Below are 16,265 nucleotides of genomic sequence, written 5' to 3' on the forward strand. Positions count from 1 at the left end.
TCAGACGCCCTCGACGGCAGGCACCCGCCCGGTTCGAACGGCCTCCACGAACTCCGCGTAGTCCTGCTCGTTCCGATCTGCGTAACGCAGCGAGAAGTCGGTGATCGCCTGGTCGAACGCGTCGTCGTCGCCCAGGTAGGTGGAGATCGCGATGGGATCCCCCGAGCGGGCGTGGGCCCGGGCCAGGGTCCACCCGCACGTGCGGGCGTAGTAGGTGAGCCCGAACGGTGCCATCGTCTCGACCTCGGCCGAGCCCTTCATGTCGCGCAGTTGCCGCCAGTAGTAGTGGCGGTTCTCGTCCAGGCCCTTGGTCCAGCCGAGGAAGATGTCGCTGGCGGCCTGCATCATCCGCTGGCCCTGCACGACACGCTCGCCGTGCTGCCGGTATCGGCTCCTCGGCAGATGATCCTCCAATACGGACGAGGTCGCCTCCTTGACCTGCAGGAACAGCGGGTCACCCGCGTCGCGGCCCTGGAGCAACGCGATGAACGCGCGGGTGCCGACGCTTCCGACCCCGACGACCTTGCGGGCGGTGTCCACGAGTTCGAAGCGCTCCAGCAGCTGCCGCCGATCATCCTGCAGGGTCCTGCGGTACGCGCGCAGCTGGTCGCGGACCGCTTGTCCGACCTCGTCCGCGGACATCCCGTAGGTGGCGCCGAGCTCCCGCTCGGGGACGACGATCGGAGGCTGGGAAACGATCCGATACCGGCCGTCGACCTGCTCACCGAGCTTGGACAGGGCCTGCAGACTGTCGCGGGTGTGGGCCTTCTCGCGGGTCTTCTCCGCGGTCTTCTCGGCCCGTCGTGCGGCTTTGCCCTGCTCGTCCTTCTTGTGCTCCTTGTCCTTCGAGCCCCGGTGGTGCCGCTTCTTGCCCTTGCTGTGCTTCTCCGCGTCGGCGACCGTGGCCCGGATGCTGCGCATCAGCTCGTGCTCGTCGAGGTGGGCGTACCAGATGTCCATCGTCCGCATGCCGGCGAACTCCGCCATGGCTTCGCGGTAGGCCGTGACCGACGCCAGTGTCGATGCCAGCGTGTCCGGCTTCGAGAACCCGTTGTTGCGGGCGGCGATGGTGAAGCTGGCCGCCATGCGTTTCACGTCGTACTCGAACGGGCCCGGCAACGTCTCGTCGAAGTCGTTGAGATCGAACAACAGGCGCCGCTCCGGGGAGGCGAACACGCCGAAGTTGGACAGGTGGGCGTCGCCGCACAGCTGCACCACCAGCCCGGAGGTCGGGGTGCCGTCCAGGTCCGTGGCCATGATCTTGGCCGCGCCGCGGTAGAACGTGAAGGGCGAGACCATCATCCGGCCGTGGCGCACCGGCACGAGATCGGGTTCGCGGGTGAGGTTCTGCTGCTCGAGCAGGGCCACCGGGTCGGGCCGGTCCGTGGCAGGTCGCCAACCGGCGTGACTCGACACCGGGGTCAGCTCCCGAGCGTCGGCGCCTCGCGCCCTGCGGTCGTCGATGCTCGGGTGCGCGATACGTGTCCCGGTCACGGGCCCTACCTCCATTCGGAGCTCGACCTCCGGCAGCCGGACGACGCGTCGGCCCGGTTCTCGAGTCTCAGGAGCCGCACAAGGTAGGGGCGGCGCCGCCGTACCGCCCTCACCCGGGCGAGGCGAGATGCGCGCCAGCGCCCCTCAGCGGGTCCATCCGCGATTCGGACGCCGGTGTGTGCAGGCCGCCGCCCCCGGCCTCTGTCACCGGCGTCGTCGCCTTCCGGAGGCGCGTCGAAGCCCCGCCATGCCGTGAAACTGCTGTGCCGGTGAAACTGCTGTGCCGGTGAACTGCGGTGCCGGTGAACTGCGGTGCCGGTGAACTGCGGTGCCGGTGAACTGCGGTGCCGGTGAAACTGCGGTGTGCCGACAGCCCCGAAGCACTATTGCGGCGGGCACCGCGGACGTAGCGTGGTGTGTGCTCGTCCAGCCGATGGCTTCCCTGACCGACCTCGCGCTCGGGCTCGTCACCCTCTACCTCGCTCCCCGGCTGCCCCGGGACATCGAGGGGGCGCGGTACTGGCGCGCGGCGTTCGCCTGGGCGGCGGTGACCGCGCTGGTCGGCGCGGTGTACCACGGCTTCCTCGTCGGCGTTCCGCAGGTGGGCGAGGTCACGTGGGCGGTCATGAGCACCATGGTCGTCCTCGTCATGTCGTTCCTGCTGGCGGCGTCCGTCGTGCAGGTCCTCGGGCGCAGCCGCGCCGTCGTGTTCTGGCCGCTGCGGCTGCTCGGCGTCCTTGCCTACGTCGTCCTCGCCGCCATGGGTTACTCCAGCATCACGGCGATCATGTTCTGCGAGAGCCTCACGATGGCCTGCGTCATCGGGCTGTGGGTGTGGGCGTGGCTGCGCCGGCATCCGGCGGGTCGCCCGATGCTGGTGGCCATCGGGGTGAGCATCGCGGGCGCACTGCTGCGGCTGGTGCCGGGCGCGGCGGCGCCGCTGCGACTGGACCCCGACTCCGCCTACCACATCGGGCAGATCGTCGGGATGGTGCTGCTGTTCCGGGCCGCGGCCGGCAGCGGATCGCGCTGCGAGGCCGTCGGCGACACCCCGGCCGGGCGAAGCCCTCAGGCGGTCGTCGCATCACCCACCTCCGGCGACGGCCGCCGGCTGCCGACCAGGCGGATCAAGAAAGCACTGTCGCGGTGCCTGCGTCCACTCGCCCGGGGTTAGTGCCGTAGCAGCCGGTTGCCCGCTCTTCCTCGCCCGCTCGTGATCGGCGTGGCACAGATCGGCAAGCGCAGGAAATGCCACGCCGGGGTCAGAGGTGGCTGAACCCGCCCGATTCCTGCTTCGTCATGGGAACGGTGACCGGGTGCTTGCCGAAATGGGCGACGGCGTCCCGGAAGTCGTCGAGCAGCAGCGAGGCCATGTCGCGGCTGACGCCGAGGCGGACCAGGACGCGCTGGACGGCGATGTCGGCGGCGGTTCCGGTGAGGGTGTAGGCGGGCACCTGCCACCCCTTGTTGCGCAGCCGGTCGGCCAGGTCGAACAGGCTGTAGCCGGGGTCCTCGCCCTCGCGGATCCGCCACGTGACCGTCGGGATCCCGGTGCCGGGCCGGCTGTCGCACAGCAACTCGAAGGGACCGAGTTTGACGATCTCGGCCGCAAGGTACTGGCCGATGTCGTAGGACGCCTGGTGGATGCGGCGATAGCCCTCATGGCCGAGGCGGAGGAAGTTGTAGTAGCTGGCGACGATCTGGCCGGCAGGCCGGGAGAAGTTGATCTGGAACACCGGCATGTCGCCGCCCAGGTAGTTGACGTGGAACACCAGATCGTCGGGTAACTCGCCGGCATCGCGCCAGACGACCCAGCCGACACCGAGCGGTGCCAGCCCGAACTTGTGCCCGGAGGCGCTGATCGACTTGACCCGGGGGAGCCGGAAGTCGAACGCCAGTTCGGGCGCGCAGAACGGGGCGAGAAAGCCCCCGCTGGCGGCGTCCACGTGGATGTCGACGTCGAGACCGGTGTCGGCCTGCAGCTGGTCGAGGGCCAGCGACAGGTCGGCCACCGGCTCGTAGGCACCGGTGTAGGTGACCCCGAGGGTCGGCACGACCATGATCGTGTTCTCGTCGACCCGTTCGAGCATCGTGGCCGGGTCCATGGCGTAGCGGCCGGGGGCCATCGGGACCTCGCGCATCTCGATGTCCCAGTAGCGGGCGAACTTGTGCCACACCACCTGCACCGGTCCGCACACCATGTTCGGGTTGTCCACGGGCTTGCCCGCCGCCCGCCGCTTCGCCCGCCACCGCCACTTGGCCGCCATCCCCGCCAGCATGCAGGCCTCCGACGAGCCGATCGCCGAGGCGCCCACGGTGTTGGCCGCCTCGGGCGCGTTCCACAGGTCGGCCATCATGTGCACGCAGCGCCGCTCGATCTCGGCGGTCTGCGGGTACTCGTCCTTGTCGATCATGTTCTTGCTCACCGACAGCGCCATCAGGCCCATCACCTCGGGCTCCACCCAGGTCTGGCAGAAGGTGGCCAGGTTCTGGCGCGCATTGCCGTCGAGCATCAGCTCGTCGGACACCAGCTGGGAGACGTCCCTCGGGAGGCTCTCCTGCTGAGGGAACCGGTACTTGGTGACGGGCCTGGTCAGGTCGCGGTCGACGAACACGCAGTCGTCGAGCTCGTCACGGACCGTGTCGCGGTCGTGTAGCGGCATTCTCGGCATCCCCTCTGATCGGAGCCACCCGCGTCGGCCTGCACGGTGGTCACCGCGGCTCGGGGGCGCAGCCTTGCCTCGAGCACCCCGTCGGGTTCCGACCGTGGCCGCCGGCGGCGCACACCGTCATCACCCAGCGGGGGTGGGACGCCGGCGCGCACATCGCTCGAGCCGAGCTTTCGCCCGGGCCGGGCGGTCCCGCCGGCTCGTCGTGCCCGGGACGATCGGCGGATGAGCCTGGGAGACGCTTTCGAGTTGCCACCGGACGCCCGGGTCCGGCACACGGGCGGTCGTGGCCCCCTGCTCAGCCGGGTGCAGTGGCAGCACGCCGACGGCTCGACCGCCACCTGGGAGTCCCGGCTGGCCCGCAAGCGGGGCTTCATCGAGGTGGTCCGGGACGGCACCGTCACGCGGATCCTGGCGCGGCCGGCCGTCGCCGTCCGCCTGCGGCGTTGCAACGATCTCTCGGGGGTGTCGTTCTTCCTCGGCGGCGCGCTTTTCACCCTGGGTGCGCTGCTGGCGCAGTACGGCGGGGCGCCGCTGTCCGCCCTCGACTGGACGTTCCTGATCGGAGGGTTCTGGTTCTCCACCGGCGCCTATGCGGCTCTGGTCCAGGAGCTGAACTCGCCTCGCAAGATCGGCGAGGACGGAGCGCTGGCCGCCCGCCCCTGGCGGTGGTGGGCGTACGAGCCGGCTCGACCCGGGTGGGTGGCCGCGTTCGTCCTGTTCTGTGGCACCTTGGCGTTCGCGATCAGCCTGCTCGACGCGTTCCTGTCGGGCCTGAGCACGCGTCAGGTCGACCGGGTGGTCTGGGCGCCGGAGGTGGTCGGCTGCGTCCTGTTCCTGCTGTCCGGACACGTCGCCATCCTGGAGGTCTGCCACGGTCGGTTCCGTGTCATGACCTCGTCGCTCGGCTGGTGGATCGTCATCGTCAACCAGGTCGGGTCGTGGCTGTTCATGCTGTCCGGGCTCGCCGCGTTCGTGCGGCCCGTCACCGGTGAAGCGATCAGCGTCGGGGTGATCAACTGGGGCACCGCGGTGGGCGCGGCGTGCTTCAGCGCGGCCGGGCTGGCCCAGTTGTTCGAGCGTCCCGCGGTTGCGCGTCCTGTCGTCCGTGACCCGGGCGCCGGCAGAGCGCCGCAGGCCGTACCGGGCAGGGGCACGGCCACCCGCAAGCCACCCCCGGATTCGGTGCCTGGACGGTGACCGGGCAGCCGTTGTCCAGAATCCCGTGCACGTGGTCGACCCGAGGTGGTGAACGAACTCCGCGGCCTGGACGGGGGCGATGTCAGCGACGGGGTCCGCTCCGAAACTCCATGGCCACAAGCACCGCACACTCGCGAGGCCTCACCCGCGTCGGGCGAGGCCGACCGGGGGTGGGCGGGTCAGGCTCGGCCTCGCTCCTGGAGCCGAATTCAGAGGCTGCGCCGGACGGACCGGTGGGCCGCCACGGGTTCCGGGACCGGTGGGTGCACCACAGGCCCAGGGACGACGAGGCCCTCAGGCGGGGCGGCCCGCGACACGGATCGCGGGTCCGGGGCCCACGACTGCAGCTTGCGGGAGCTGGCATGGCTGAGCGCGAGATGGGCCGCGAACCGATCACGACGCCTGCAGCGGAAGCGACACCCGCCCAGCGCGTAGCGCCCCCGGAGCCGCCTCCGCCCGGCAACGGTCCCCGGCACGGGTGGCGCCGGATCGTCACCGCCCTGGCGATGGTCGCGATCGTGCAGGTGCTGCTGGCGCTGTGTCTGGTCAGCGCCGACCAGAAGCTGGAGCCGCACAATCTGCCGTTCGGGGTGACCGGCTCCTCGCCCGTCACGTCGGCGGTGGCGTCGAAGCTGTCACTGACGCTGACCAGCTACCCGAACCAGGCGGCGGCCCTGCAGGCGGTCGGCAACGGGGAGATCTACGGCGCCTACGTGCCCGGTGGCCCCTCGGACATGTTGGTCATCGCGCCGCAGAAGAGCTTCTTCGCCGCGGTCATCCTCGGCGCAGCCTTCGAGGACGCCGCGCACAAGGCAGGGCGCCCGGTGACCGTGGAGAACGCCAAACCCCTGCCGCTGCGCGACCGGACCGGCAGCGTCACCGGCCTGCTGCTGCTGCCGCTGCTGATCGGCGGCTTCCTCGTGGCCGTCTTCGTCCTGAAGGCGACCGGCCGCGCGGCCGCCCGGTGGCGGGTGACCATCCTTCTCGGCTACTCCGTGATCGGCGCGCTGCTGACCGACCTGATCGCCGGCCCGGGCATCGGGGCCTTCAGCTCCGACCGGTTCTGGCCCCTGCTGCCCTGCTTCATCCTCGTCATCGCCGCGGTGGCGATCTCGGCAGCGGCGATCCAGCGGCTCGCCGGCCGACTCGGCACCCTGATCGTGGTGCTGGTGTTCATCGTGCTGGGGCTCGCCTCGTCCGGCGGGCTCGGGCTGTCCCTGCTACCGGTGTACTGGCAGACCATCGGCACCGCGCTGCCCCCACAGCACGCGGTCACCCTCATTCGCAACACGCTGTACTTCGGCGGGCACCGCCTCACCGTCCCGCTGCTGGTGCTCTTCGCGTACGTCATCGTGGGCACCGCGGTCCTCGGCTACTTCGAGTGGTTCCGCGACGCCCGCCCGCACCCGCCGGGCGTGGCGCAGGATCCCACCACGGCCACCCCGCCCGGTTCGACGGGCACGTCGCACCGCCGTGCGGCCGCTCCGTCGGCCCGGCGGACGGCAGCGGTGGCCATCCTCGGCGCGCTGGCGACCGCGGCGATGATGCAGGCCCTGTTCTCCACCACCTACATGGCGTCGGGCCACTCGCCGGTCGCCGACCAGATGCCCGTCGGCGTGGTCGGCACCTCACCGCTGATCGGCCAGGTGCAGCAGCAGGGCTATTCGCTCGCGGTGCACCAGTACTCCAGCACCGCGGAGGCCCAGCAGGCGATCGACCAGGGCGAACTGTTCGCCGCGGTGGTGCCCGGCGCGTCACCGGCGACCAGCATCCTGCTGGTGGTGCCCACGCAGAGCGACCTCGCGCCGCTGGACCTCGCCGACCAGTTCGAGCGCGCCGCTGCTGCGACCGGCCAACAGCTGCAGGTCCAGGCGTCCGAACCGACACCGCTGGCCTCCGGCGACCCGTACGGGATCGTCCTGTCGATCATGCTCGCGCCGCTGCTGATCGGCGGCTACAACGCCTCCACCGCGCTGATGGGGGCCACCGCCACGGCCACCGCTCCGTGGCGGGTGGGAATCCTGTGCGGCTTCGCCGTCGCCGGGGGCCTGCTGGTCAGCCTGATCGTGGGCCCGCTGCTGCACGGCTACCCGCCGGGTTCGTTCTGGCTGGTCTGGCCGATCGCCGCGCTGATCATCGCCGTGGTGGCGCTGTTCGCCTCGGTGCTGCAGAAGCTGCTCGGCCCGGTCGGCACCCTGCTCACGGTCTTCGTGGTCATGCTGCTGGGCAATCCGTCCTCGGGCGGCGCCAACGGGGTGCCGTACCTGCCCGGCTTCTGGCGCGACCTCGGCCCGTACCTGCCGCCACGCAACGCCTACCTGCTGCTGCGCAACACCGTCTACTTCGACGGCCACGGCATCGCCCCCCACCTCTGGGTCCTGCTCGGATACCTGGTCGCCGCCGGCGTGATCAGCAGCCTGCTCGGCTGGTTCCGCACCCCGCGCAGCCCGATCTCCTCCGAGACCGAGAGCCAGGCCACGGCCATGACCAACGCGGCCGCCGCCGCGCCGCCGTGATCGGTGAATCCACTGCGCCACCCGACCCGCCCCGGTAGCTCCGGCAGCCATGGCCGCCATCGTGGTGATCTGCCCTCCTGCTCGCCACCCCGCTCCTGGCTGCCGGGGCGGGCGACCGATGTGATCCATCTCTCGGGAGGGCCCCTCGCGATGGTGCGGCGGGAGCCGGGCGGCCTGCGCGGGTGCGGCGGCCGACGGAGCCGGTCTCCCCTCGTGGCCGCGGCGTGTCGAGGAGAAGAGCCCGGCCGGGCGCGTGGGGCGGGAGTCCGTCACGGCCCGATCGGTGCACCGAAATAGGCCGAGCAGTGCAACCCTGCGTTGTTCGACAAGCCACGATCACTCTGCTTCGATAGCGCACGCCTCCGGCGAGCGATCGACCCGGCACACAGGGTGACGAACGGCTGAGGCGTCGGCGACAGGTTTTCGGACAGCGGTGACAGCAGAGGTGGGCGCATGGCGACGCGGGCGCGGGCTCGTGAGATCTTCGATCGATCCCGGGTGATGCTGGGCCGCTCGGCCGTAGCGGCCGCGCACCTGCTGGATCCCGACCGGCATCCGCCGCTGAAGGCCGTCGACGCGACCCCGGCCCGTCCGGCCTCGCCGGCTCCCGCGACGACGACCGCAGACCCCGCACCGACGCCGGCGGCGCCGGTTCAGGACGAGTCGCTCGTCGAGGTCTGCGCGAGCATCGCGCTGCGGGATCTGAACCTCATCGACACGCTGCTGTCCGACCTCGAGCTGATGGAGCGCCACGAGGACGACAGCAACCGGCTCGACCAGCTCTACCGGCTCGACCACCTGGCCGCGCGACTGCGCCGCAACGCGGAGAACCTCCGCGTGCTCGCCAACCACGACGCGGACTCCGACGCCGGGGAGACCATCTCGATCCTCGACACCGTCCGCGCGGCGATGTCCTCGATCGACCAGTACGCCAAGGTCGGGATCGGGCGGATGGCGCCGCTGGGCGTCGTGGGGTTCGCCGCGAACGACCTGAGCCGGGTCCTCACCGAGCTCCTCGACAACGCCGCCAACCATTCGCCGCCGAACGCCGACGTGCGAGTGAGCTCCCATCTGACCGAGCAGGGCAGCGTCCTCATCCGGATCGAGGACGACGGGATCGGCCTCCCCCCGGAACGGCTGGCCGAGCTCAACGACCGGCTCTCCCGGGCATCGCGGCTCGACGACGCCGCGGTGCGGCACATGGGCCTTGCCGTGGTCCGCAGGCTCGCCGAGCGCCACGGCCTGCAGATCTCGCTCGACCATCGGCTCCCGAACGGCACCACCGCCACCATCCTGGTCCCGTCGTCGCTCGTGGTCGACGTGCCCGACACGACCTGGACGGGCGTGCAGACCGTGCCGGTGAGGGGCAGGCACCACCGCGGGCAGCCGGAGGTCGACGGCGCCTCCCCGGCTCCGGAGTTCGTCGCGAGCGGCGTCGAGGCGCCCGCGGCCCTGCCGCATCGCGGCGCAGCGCCACCCCAGCGTGCGGCGGTCGACCCGGCGCCGGGCCCGACGCCCGCACCATGGCCGCCCTCGCCGTCACCTGCGGTCGCCGGCACCACGGACACAGGCCTGCCTCGGCGCGTCTCCCGCAGCATCAAGCCGGGCGGCGGGGTGGCCGCGCCCAGCGAGTTCACGTCGGACTCCGACGGACAGGACGCCTTCCTGGCCGACCTCGACAGCTTCACCGACGGGGAGAAGGCGGCGAACGCCGCCGACGCCCCCGCCGAGTGCGGCGACGTCGCAGGTGGGGACGTCGGGGACGTCACGGAGGAGGACGTCACGGACCGGGCCGGCGCGGATCGGTCCAGCCTCCGGGACGCCGGCAGTCCGAAGGCCGAGGGCGGCGTCGCCGCTGACGAGGATGCGAGATGATGGCGGAGTCCATGACCTCTCCCCAGGACTTCGCCTGGCTCGTCGACGACTTCGTCGGCCGCGTGCACGGCGTCACGCACGCCCTCGTCATGTCCTCCGACGGGTTCCCGCTGACCGCGTCGCACTCCGTCACCACCGAGGACGCCGAGCAGCTCGCGGCCATCGCCTGCGGCCTGTTGAGCCTCGCCCACAACGGGGCCGCGATGTTCGGCAAGGGTGCCTGCGAGCAGATCATGATCAGGATGTCCGACGGGTACTTCCTGTTCATGGGCATCGGTTCAGGCGCCGGCTTCGCGGTGCTGACCGGCCCCGGGTGCGACATGAAGGTCGTCGGCTACGAGATGACGCAGTTCGTGCGCAACGCAGGCCACGTCCTGACCCCCGAAGTCCGTGCCGACCTGCGCCGCGTGCTCTCCGCGCGCCGGGCGCAGGACTGACCGGGAGGTGAGCGCGATGTCGGTCGGACCATCGCCCGAGAACAGCACCGGGCGCCCGAGGAGCCGCAGTCGGCGGATCCGGCCCTACACCCTCACGGGGGGTCGGACCCGGGCCCGCCACGAGCTGTTGGTCGAGGCCCTGATCTCGGTGCCGCAGTACGACCCCGGCCTACCCGAGACGCTGATGCCCGAGTCGCGGATGCTGTACGAGCACGCGCGGTCGCGGGCGTCGATCGCCGAGCTGTCGGTGGCCATCGCCGCCCCGCTCGGCGTCGTCCGGGTGTTGATCAGCGACCTGGCGGCGCAGGGCGCGGTGTACATCCACCCCACCGCGCACAGCTACCACCACGATCGCGAGATGCTTGGAAGGATCCTCGATGGTCTCGAACGGCTATCCGTCTGAGCGGCCGGTCGCCGTCCCGCCTCCCGGCCCGCTCGCGGTCTCCGCGAAGATCGTCGTCGCCGGGGGCTTCAGCGTCGGCAAGACGACGTTCGTGGGCTCGGTGTCGGAGATCCCGCCGCTCAACACCGAGGCGTGGATGACCGAGGCGAGCGTGGGCATCGACGGGCCGGTCGAGCCGGGCAAGTCCACCACGACCGTGGCGATGGACTTCGGTCGCATCACCCTGCACTCGGACCTGCTGCTGTACCTGTTCGGGACCCCGGGCCAGCCGCGCTTCTGGTTCCTCTGGGACGACCTGACGCGCGGTGCCCTCGGCGCCATCGTGCTGGTCGACACCCGCAGGCTCGAACGCTCCTTCGCCGCCATCAACTACTTCGAGAACGACTCGGAGCTGCCGTTCATCGTCGCGGTGAACACGTTCCACGGGGAGCTGCACCACAACCTCGACGACGTGCGCGAGGCACTCGCTCTCTCCCCTGATGTCCCGCTGGTCACCGTCGACGCCCGTGAGCCCGCGTCGACGGTCGGCACCCTGCGCCAGCTCGTGAGGTACGTGCTGTCGCTGGGCGAGATCACACCCCCAGGAAGGGTCCGAACCTATGCCTAAGATCCTCGTCGTCGGCGCAGGCCAGTCCGGCCTCCAGCTCGCGCTGACCCTGCGGGAACACGGCTACGACGTCACGCTGATGTCGGCACGCACCCCGGACGAGATCCGGCGCGGCCGGGTCATGTCCACCCAGTGCATGTTCGGGGATGCGCTGGAGATCGAGCGCAGCCACAAGCTCAACCTGTGGGAGAACGACGCCGTGCAGGTCGAGGGCCTCGGGGTCTCGATCGCAGGTCCGGACTCGAGCAGGGTGATGGACTGGTGGGGTCGGCTCGACGCCTACGGCCAGTCGGTGGACCAGCGGGTGAAGATGGCGGGTTGGCTGGAGCTTCTCGAGGAGCGCGGCGGCAAGGTCATCACGCACGGCGTCACGACCGCCGACCTGGACCGGCTCACCTCCCTGTACGACCTCGTCGTCGTCGCGGCCGGCAAGGGCGAGCTGGTGCAGCTGTTCGACCGGGATCCCGAGCGCTCGGTCTTCACCCGGCCGCAGCGGTCCCTCGCGATCGCCTACGTGCACGGCCTGGAGCGGCGCCCGGAGCACCCGGACTCCTCTGCCGTGCGGTTCAACATCGTCCCGGGGGTCGGCGAGCTCTTCGTCATCCCCGCTTACACGTTGAGCGGCAACTGCGAGATCCTCTTCTTCGAGGGGGTGCCGGGCGGGCCCTTCGACGTCTTCGGCGACCGGCCCACGCCGCAGGAGCATCTCGACCGGACGCTCGGGCTGATGCAGAAGTACCTCCCCTGGGAGTACGACCGGGCCCGCAACGTCACGCTGACCGACCAGAACGCCACCCTCGCCGGCGGGTACACGCCGATGGTGCGCAACCCGATCGGGGAGCTGCCCTCGGGCGGCCGCGTGCTCGGGATGGCCGACGTCGTCGTGGCCAACGACCCGATCACCGGCCAGGGGGCGAACAACGCCGCCAAGTGCGCCGAGTTCTACCTCAACAGCATCCTCGAGCGGGGCGACAAGCCTTTCGACGAGGAGTGGATGACGGCGACGTTCGAGCGGTACTGGGACTACGCCCAGCACGTCACGAACTGGACCAACGCGCTGCTCGGCCCGCCGCCGGAGCACGTGCTGAAGCTCCTCGGGACCGCCCAGGTCAATGACACGGTGGCGCGCCGCTTCGTCAACGGCTTCAGCGACCCTTCGGACTTCCAGCATTGGTTCATGGATCCGGTCAAGGCCGACGCCTACCTGGCCGAGGTGTCCTGAACGACGGCTCCCTCGGGGCGCCTGCCGTCCACGGCAGGCGCCCTTCGGCTGCTCCTCGTCGGAGTTCACGACGCCGACCTCGGGCCCCGGACTCCGCGGCCGCCACCACCTTCCGCCGGCGGTGCCGGCCGACCCTCGAGCGTGCCCGTCCGAGCCCGACCCGGCGCACCGGGCCGGATCGCTCGGTGGCGCGGGCGAAACGGACGCCGAGGCCCTTCGTCGGCACGGATCGAAAGGGGCGGGGCGCGCAGGCGATGATTTTCGCGCCTCGTCGGCGTCTCCTTCCCGACGAGCCGACAAGGAGGCACCGATGAGCAGCGGTATCAGGGTCCTGGTGGCGGGGGCGAGCATCGCGGGGCCCGCGCTGGCCCACTGGTTGCGCCGGCGGGGTGCCGAGGTGACCGTGGTGGAGCGGGCCCCTGAGCTCCGTCCCGGCGGCCAGGCGGTCGACGCGCGCGGTGTGGCCAAGGAGGTCATCCGGCGGATGGGGCTGGACGCGGAGGTGCGCGCGGCCTGCACCGACACCGCCGGCGCGTACACCGTCGACGCGGACGGGAAGGTGCTGGAGACCTACCGCGCGGACGACGACGGGGGAGACGGCTACATCTCGGAGATCGAGATCCTGCGCGGGGACCTGTCCCGGGTGCTCTACGACGACACCCGCGACGGTGTCGAGTACGTCTTCGGCGACCGGATCGCCGAGCTCACCCAGGACGCGGACGGCGTCGACGTGCTCTTCGCCGGCGGCGACCGGCGGCGCTTCGACCTGGTGATCGGGGCGGACGGGCTGCACTCGGCGCTGCGGGCGGCGGTGTTCGGTCCGCGAGAGGAGTTCATCCGCCACCTCGGGCTCGTGCTGGCCTTCTACACCGTGCCCAACGAATTCGGCCTGGACCGCTGGCTGATCGACTACCAGTCCGGGGGCCGCTCGGCCGGCCTGCGACCCGTCAAGGACGCGACCCGGGCGATCGCGATGTTGTCGTTCCCCGCGGCCGACTTCGACGTCGACTACCGGGACGTCGAGGCCCAGAAGCGGCTGCTGCGCGAGCGGATGGCCGACTTCGGGTGGCTGACGCCGCGCATCCTCGACCACGTGGACGACACCCCGGACTTCTACCTCGACCAGGTCGCGCAGGTCGTGATGGAGCGCTGGTCGAGCGGGCGGGTCGGGCTGCTCGGGGACGCGGCGTTCAGCTCGTCGCCGATGTCCGGGCAGGGCACCGGGCTCGCCCTGGTCGGCGCCTACGTGCTGGCCGGGGAGCTGGCCGCCGCCGGGTGGGACCCGGAGGCCGGGTTCGCGGCCTACGAGGCGCGAATGCGCCCGTTCGTCGAGGCCAACCAGGAGATCGGCCGGTGGCACGTGCACAGCCTCGGTGTCGCCGCGCCGGACCCGGGACCGAGCCCGGAGCTCGACGCCGAAGGGCTCACCGAGCTGGTCGAGCGCGCGATCAACGGCCTCGAGCTCCCCGACTACGCCGGAGTACCGGACTCCGCGCCCCCGGCCGGACCGCCGATCACCTCGTCGGCTCGGCCGTAGGCCAGCACCTCGGACCGCGACCCACCGCGCCGGGAGCCGGACCCGCGGTGGTCGGCGATCGCCGCTCGGTGCGCGCCGCCCCTTCGTCCGGCGGGCCCTTGACACGGTCGACGGGGGCGGCGCACGGTCACGGCGAGGGGGGAGACCGCTCATGGTGGTGCAGTCCCGGTGACCGAAGCCCAGGGCGTCGGTACGGTGGGCACGGGCGCGGACCGCGACGTGCTGCTGGCCACGAAGCTCCGGCCGCCTCCCCTGCGGGACGGGTTCGTCGCCCGGCCCCGGCTGTCCGCATCGTTGGCCGGTGCGGTGAGCCGGGAGCTGGTGGTGGTCTCGGCGCCGGCCGGGTTCGGCAAGTCCAGCGCGATCGCCGAGTGGGCCGCCCACTGCGGGACGCCGGTGGCGTGGCTGTCCCTGGACGACGCCGACAACGACCCGGTCCGCTTCTGGCGCCACGTCGCGGCGGCTCTGGACGTCGCGCGGCCTGGCATCGCGGCGGCCGTCGCCGCGCGCTCGGGCGGGCTGTCCACGCCGTCGTCCCACGCGGCCGTGGCGGCTCTGGTCAACGAGCTCGCCGAGAGCGCCGAGACGCTCGTACTGGTGCTGGACGACTACCACGTCGTCGACTCGGCGGCGGTCCACGCCTCGCTGACCGACCTGCTCGAGCACCTCCCGGCTGCGCTGCGGCTGCTGGTGGCCACCCGGGCCGACCCTCCGCTCCCGCTGGCCCGCATGCGGGCGCGCGGGCGGCTCGCCGAGCTGCGCGCCGAGGACCTGCGGTTCACCGTCGCGGAGTCGGGAGCACTGCTCGGCGCCGCCACCGCCCGCTCGTTGCCACCGGAGGCGACGGCGGCTCTCGCGGCCCGGACCGAGGGCTGGGCGGCGGGGCTCCAGCTCGCCGCGTTGTCGCTGGCCCGCCGGGCGGACGTGGAACGCTTCGTCGCCGAGTTCTCCGGCAGCAACCGGTTCGTGCTCGACTACCTGACGGAGGAGGTGCTCGACGGCCAGCCGGCTGCCGTGCGCCAGTTCCTGCTGGAGACGTCGGTGCTGGAACGGCTGTCGGGGCCGCTGTGCGACGCGGTCCGCGGGCGCGACGACAGCCAGCAGCTGCTCGAGCAGATCGAGCAGGCCAACCTGTTCCTCCACCCGCTCGACGACGTCCGCCGGTGGTGGCGCTACCACCACCTGTTCGCCGACCTGCTCCGCGTACGCCTGGCCCGCGAGCAGCCCGGCCGCGTCGTGGCCCTGCACCGCGCCGCCGGTGACTGGTACGCCCGTCACCGGCTGGCCGACCAGGCGGTGCACCATCTCCTCGCGGTCGGCGACCACGAGCGGGCCGCCGACATCGTCGGCGAGCACGCGCAGACACGGCTCCGCCGGCGGGAAGCGGCGACCCTGTACCGGTGGCTGGCCGCCCTCCCCGACGAGCTGCTGCGCCGACGTCCCCACCTCTGCGCGACGAAGGCCCTCGCGGCGCTGGTCAGCGGACGGGTCGAGGAGGTCGAACCGCTGCTCGCCGAGGCGGAGGGTGCCTCCGACGCCGGGGCGGAGCCCGGGTGCGCGCTGGGTCCGGTGCCCGGCCTCGTCGCCCTGGTCCGCGCCGAGCTGGCCCTGCGGACCGGGAGCGGCGGGGCCGCGGTCCGGCACGCCCGCGCCGGCCTCGCCCTCGTCGACCACGCCGGCGGCTACCTCGGGTACTTCCTCCGCTACGACCTGGCGGCCGGGTTCCTGCTCGAGGGGGCGGCCGACGCCGCCGAGCCGCTGCTCGACGAGCTCGCCGTGCACCCGTGGGCCGCGCGCGCCGACCCGTTCTTCGCCGCCCGCACGCTCTCCCTGGTCGGCTGGATGCGGGTGGTCCAGGGCCGGCTCGACGAGGCCCTCCGGATCTACCGCAGCGCCCTCGACACGTGGGCCCGGCCGGCCGACCACGCGCACCTGCCCGACGCCGGCGTCGCCCGCGCGCGTCTGGCCCAGGTCTCCTACCTGCGCGGCGAGCTGGACGCGGCGGCCGAGCAGGCCGAGGCCGCCGTCGAGCTGTGCCGCCGGCTCGGTCGGCCCCGCTGGCTGGTCACCGCGCTGGTCGTCGCCGCCCGGGTCCGGCATGCCCGCGGTGAGCACGACCGGGCGGCCGAGGCCCTGGACGACGCGGGCAGGCTCGCGGCGGGGCCCGGCGTCGCCGCGCCGATCGCGGCGTCGGTGGGGGTGCAGGCGGCGCGGATCGCACTCGCCCTCGGCCGGACCGAGGAGGTCGCGGCCTGGGTGCGGAGCCGGGGCCTCGCCCCGGCCGACGCTCCGTACTCCCCGCGCG

Annotated in this window: 12 protein-coding genes; 10 read left to right on the plus strand and 2 right to left on the minus strand. The window is 72.1% G+C overall.

The genetic code is table 11. The annotated features are described in order from the left end of the window. Positions 1-1,494: a DUF2252 domain-containing protein gene (locus LWC35_RS20040; protein ID WP_232871695.1), complete on the minus strand. Its 1,494-nt coding sequence runs from the start codon at positions 1,492-1,494 to the stop codon at positions 1-3. Positions 1,495-1,927: 433 nt separating this feature from the next. Between LWC35_RS20040 and LWC35_RS20045 the strand changes: the two genes are divergently transcribed. Continuing rightward, entirely contained in the window at positions 1,928-2,668 is a 741-nt protein-coding gene (locus LWC35_RS20045) for a DUF6962 family protein (protein WP_232871696.1), read from the plus strand. Between the two features lie 88 nt (positions 2,669-2,756). Here LWC35_RS20045 and gad read toward each other — a convergent pair whose 3' ends face one another. Beyond that, positions 2,757-4,157, minus strand: a complete 1,401-nt coding sequence (gad, locus tag LWC35_RS20050) for a glutamate decarboxylase (RefSeq protein ID WP_232871697.1) — start codon at positions 4,155-4,157, stop codon at positions 2,757-2,759. 231 nt (positions 4,158-4,388) lie between these two features. Here gad and LWC35_RS20055 point away from each other — a divergent pair, with 231 nt between their 5' ends. The 9 genes from LWC35_RS20055 to LWC35_RS20095 form a co-directional block, all read left to right on the plus strand. Then, positions 4,389-5,363 (plus strand): hypothetical protein, encoded by a 975-nt coding sequence (locus tag LWC35_RS20055; RefSeq protein ID WP_232871698.1) that lies wholly within the window; start codon positions 4,389-4,391, stop codon positions 5,361-5,363. Positions 5,364-5,725: 362 nt separating this feature from the next. Next, positions 5,726-7,879: an ABC-2 transporter permease gene (locus LWC35_RS20060; RefSeq protein WP_232871699.1), complete on the plus strand. Its 2,154-nt coding sequence runs from the start codon at positions 5,726-5,728 to the stop codon at positions 7,877-7,879. A 453-nt stretch (positions 7,880-8,332) separates the two neighbouring features. Next, positions 8,333-9,754: a sensor histidine kinase gene (locus LWC35_RS20065; protein WP_232871700.1), complete on the plus strand. Its 1,422-nt coding sequence runs from the start codon at positions 8,333-8,335 to the stop codon at positions 9,752-9,754. A gap of 11 nt (positions 9,755-9,765) precedes the next feature. Further along, positions 9,766-10,191, plus strand: a complete 426-nt coding sequence (locus LWC35_RS20070; protein WP_232871701.1) for a roadblock/LC7 domain-containing protein — start codon at positions 9,766-9,768, stop codon at positions 10,189-10,191. Between the two features lie 16 nt (positions 10,192-10,207). Continuing rightward, a complete protein-coding gene (locus LWC35_RS20075; protein WP_232871702.1) occupies positions 10,208-10,594 on the plus strand; it encodes a DUF742 domain-containing protein in 387 nt (128 codons plus the stop codon). Beyond that, positions 10,569-11,201, plus strand: a complete 633-nt coding sequence (locus LWC35_RS20080) for a GTP-binding protein (protein ID WP_232871703.1) — start codon at positions 10,569-10,571, stop codon at positions 11,199-11,201. The genes LWC35_RS20075 and LWC35_RS20080 overlap by 26 nt, the downstream gene beginning before the upstream one ends. Next, positions 11,194-12,423, plus strand: coding sequence for a styrene monooxygenase/indole monooxygenase family protein (locus tag LWC35_RS20085; protein WP_232871704.1), 1,230 nt, complete (start codon positions 11,194-11,196; stop codon positions 12,421-12,423). Before LWC35_RS20080 ends, LWC35_RS20085 begins: the two co-directional genes overlap by 8 nt. 310 nt (positions 12,424-12,733) lie before the next feature. Continuing rightward, positions 12,734-13,960: an FAD-dependent monooxygenase gene (locus tag LWC35_RS20090; RefSeq protein ID WP_232871705.1), complete on the plus strand. Its 1,227-nt coding sequence runs from the start codon at positions 12,734-12,736 to the stop codon at positions 13,958-13,960. Positions 13,961-14,128: 168 nt separating this feature from the next. Next, positions 14,129-16,265 (plus strand): winged helix-turn-helix domain-containing protein (locus tag LWC35_RS20095; protein ID WP_232871706.1); only part of this gene is annotated, 2,137 nt, incomplete at its 3' end.

The sequence above is a fragment of the Pseudonocardia kujensis genome (assembly GCF_021283305.1).
Taxonomy (GTDB): domain Bacteria; phylum Actinomycetota; class Actinomycetes; order Mycobacteriales; family Pseudonocardiaceae; genus Pseudonocardia; species Pseudonocardia kujensis.

Excerpts from the sequence above, each read along its gene's own strand:
- LWC35_RS20065 (WP_232871700.1), top strand. The coding sequence starts at position 8,333 with ATGGCGACGCGGGCGCGGGCTCGTGAGATCTTCGATCGATCCCGGGTG.
- LWC35_RS20075 (WP_232871702.1), top strand. The coding sequence starts at position 10,208 with ATGTCGGTCGGACCATCGCCCGAGAACAGCACCGGGCGCCCGAGGAGC.
- LWC35_RS20080 (WP_232871703.1), top strand. The coding sequence starts at position 10,569 with ATGGTCTCGAACGGCTATCCGTCTGAGCGGCCGGTCGCCGTCCCGCCT.
- LWC35_RS20045 (WP_232871696.1), top strand. The coding sequence starts at position 1,928 with ATGGCTTCCCTGACCGACCTCGCGCTCGGGCTCGTCACCCTCTACCTC.
- LWC35_RS20090 (WP_232871705.1), top strand. The coding sequence starts at position 12,734 with ATGAGCAGCGGTATCAGGGTCCTGGTGGCGGGGGCGAGCATCGCGGGG.
- gad (WP_232871697.1), bottom strand. The coding sequence starts at position 4,157 with ATGCCGCTACACGACCGCGACACGGTCCGTGACGAGCTCGACGACTGC.
- LWC35_RS20060 (WP_232871699.1), top strand. The coding sequence starts at position 5,726 with ATGGCTGAGCGCGAGATGGGCCGCGAACCGATCACGACGCCTGCAGCG.
- LWC35_RS20055 (WP_232871698.1), top strand. The coding sequence starts at position 4,389 with ATGAGCCTGGGAGACGCTTTCGAGTTGCCACCGGACGCCCGGGTCCGG.
- LWC35_RS20085 (WP_232871704.1), top strand. The coding sequence starts at position 11,194 with ATGCCTAAGATCCTCGTCGTCGGCGCAGGCCAGTCCGGCCTCCAGCTC.
- LWC35_RS20070 (WP_232871701.1), top strand. The coding sequence starts at position 9,766 with ATGACCTCTCCCCAGGACTTCGCCTGGCTCGTCGACGACTTCGTCGGC.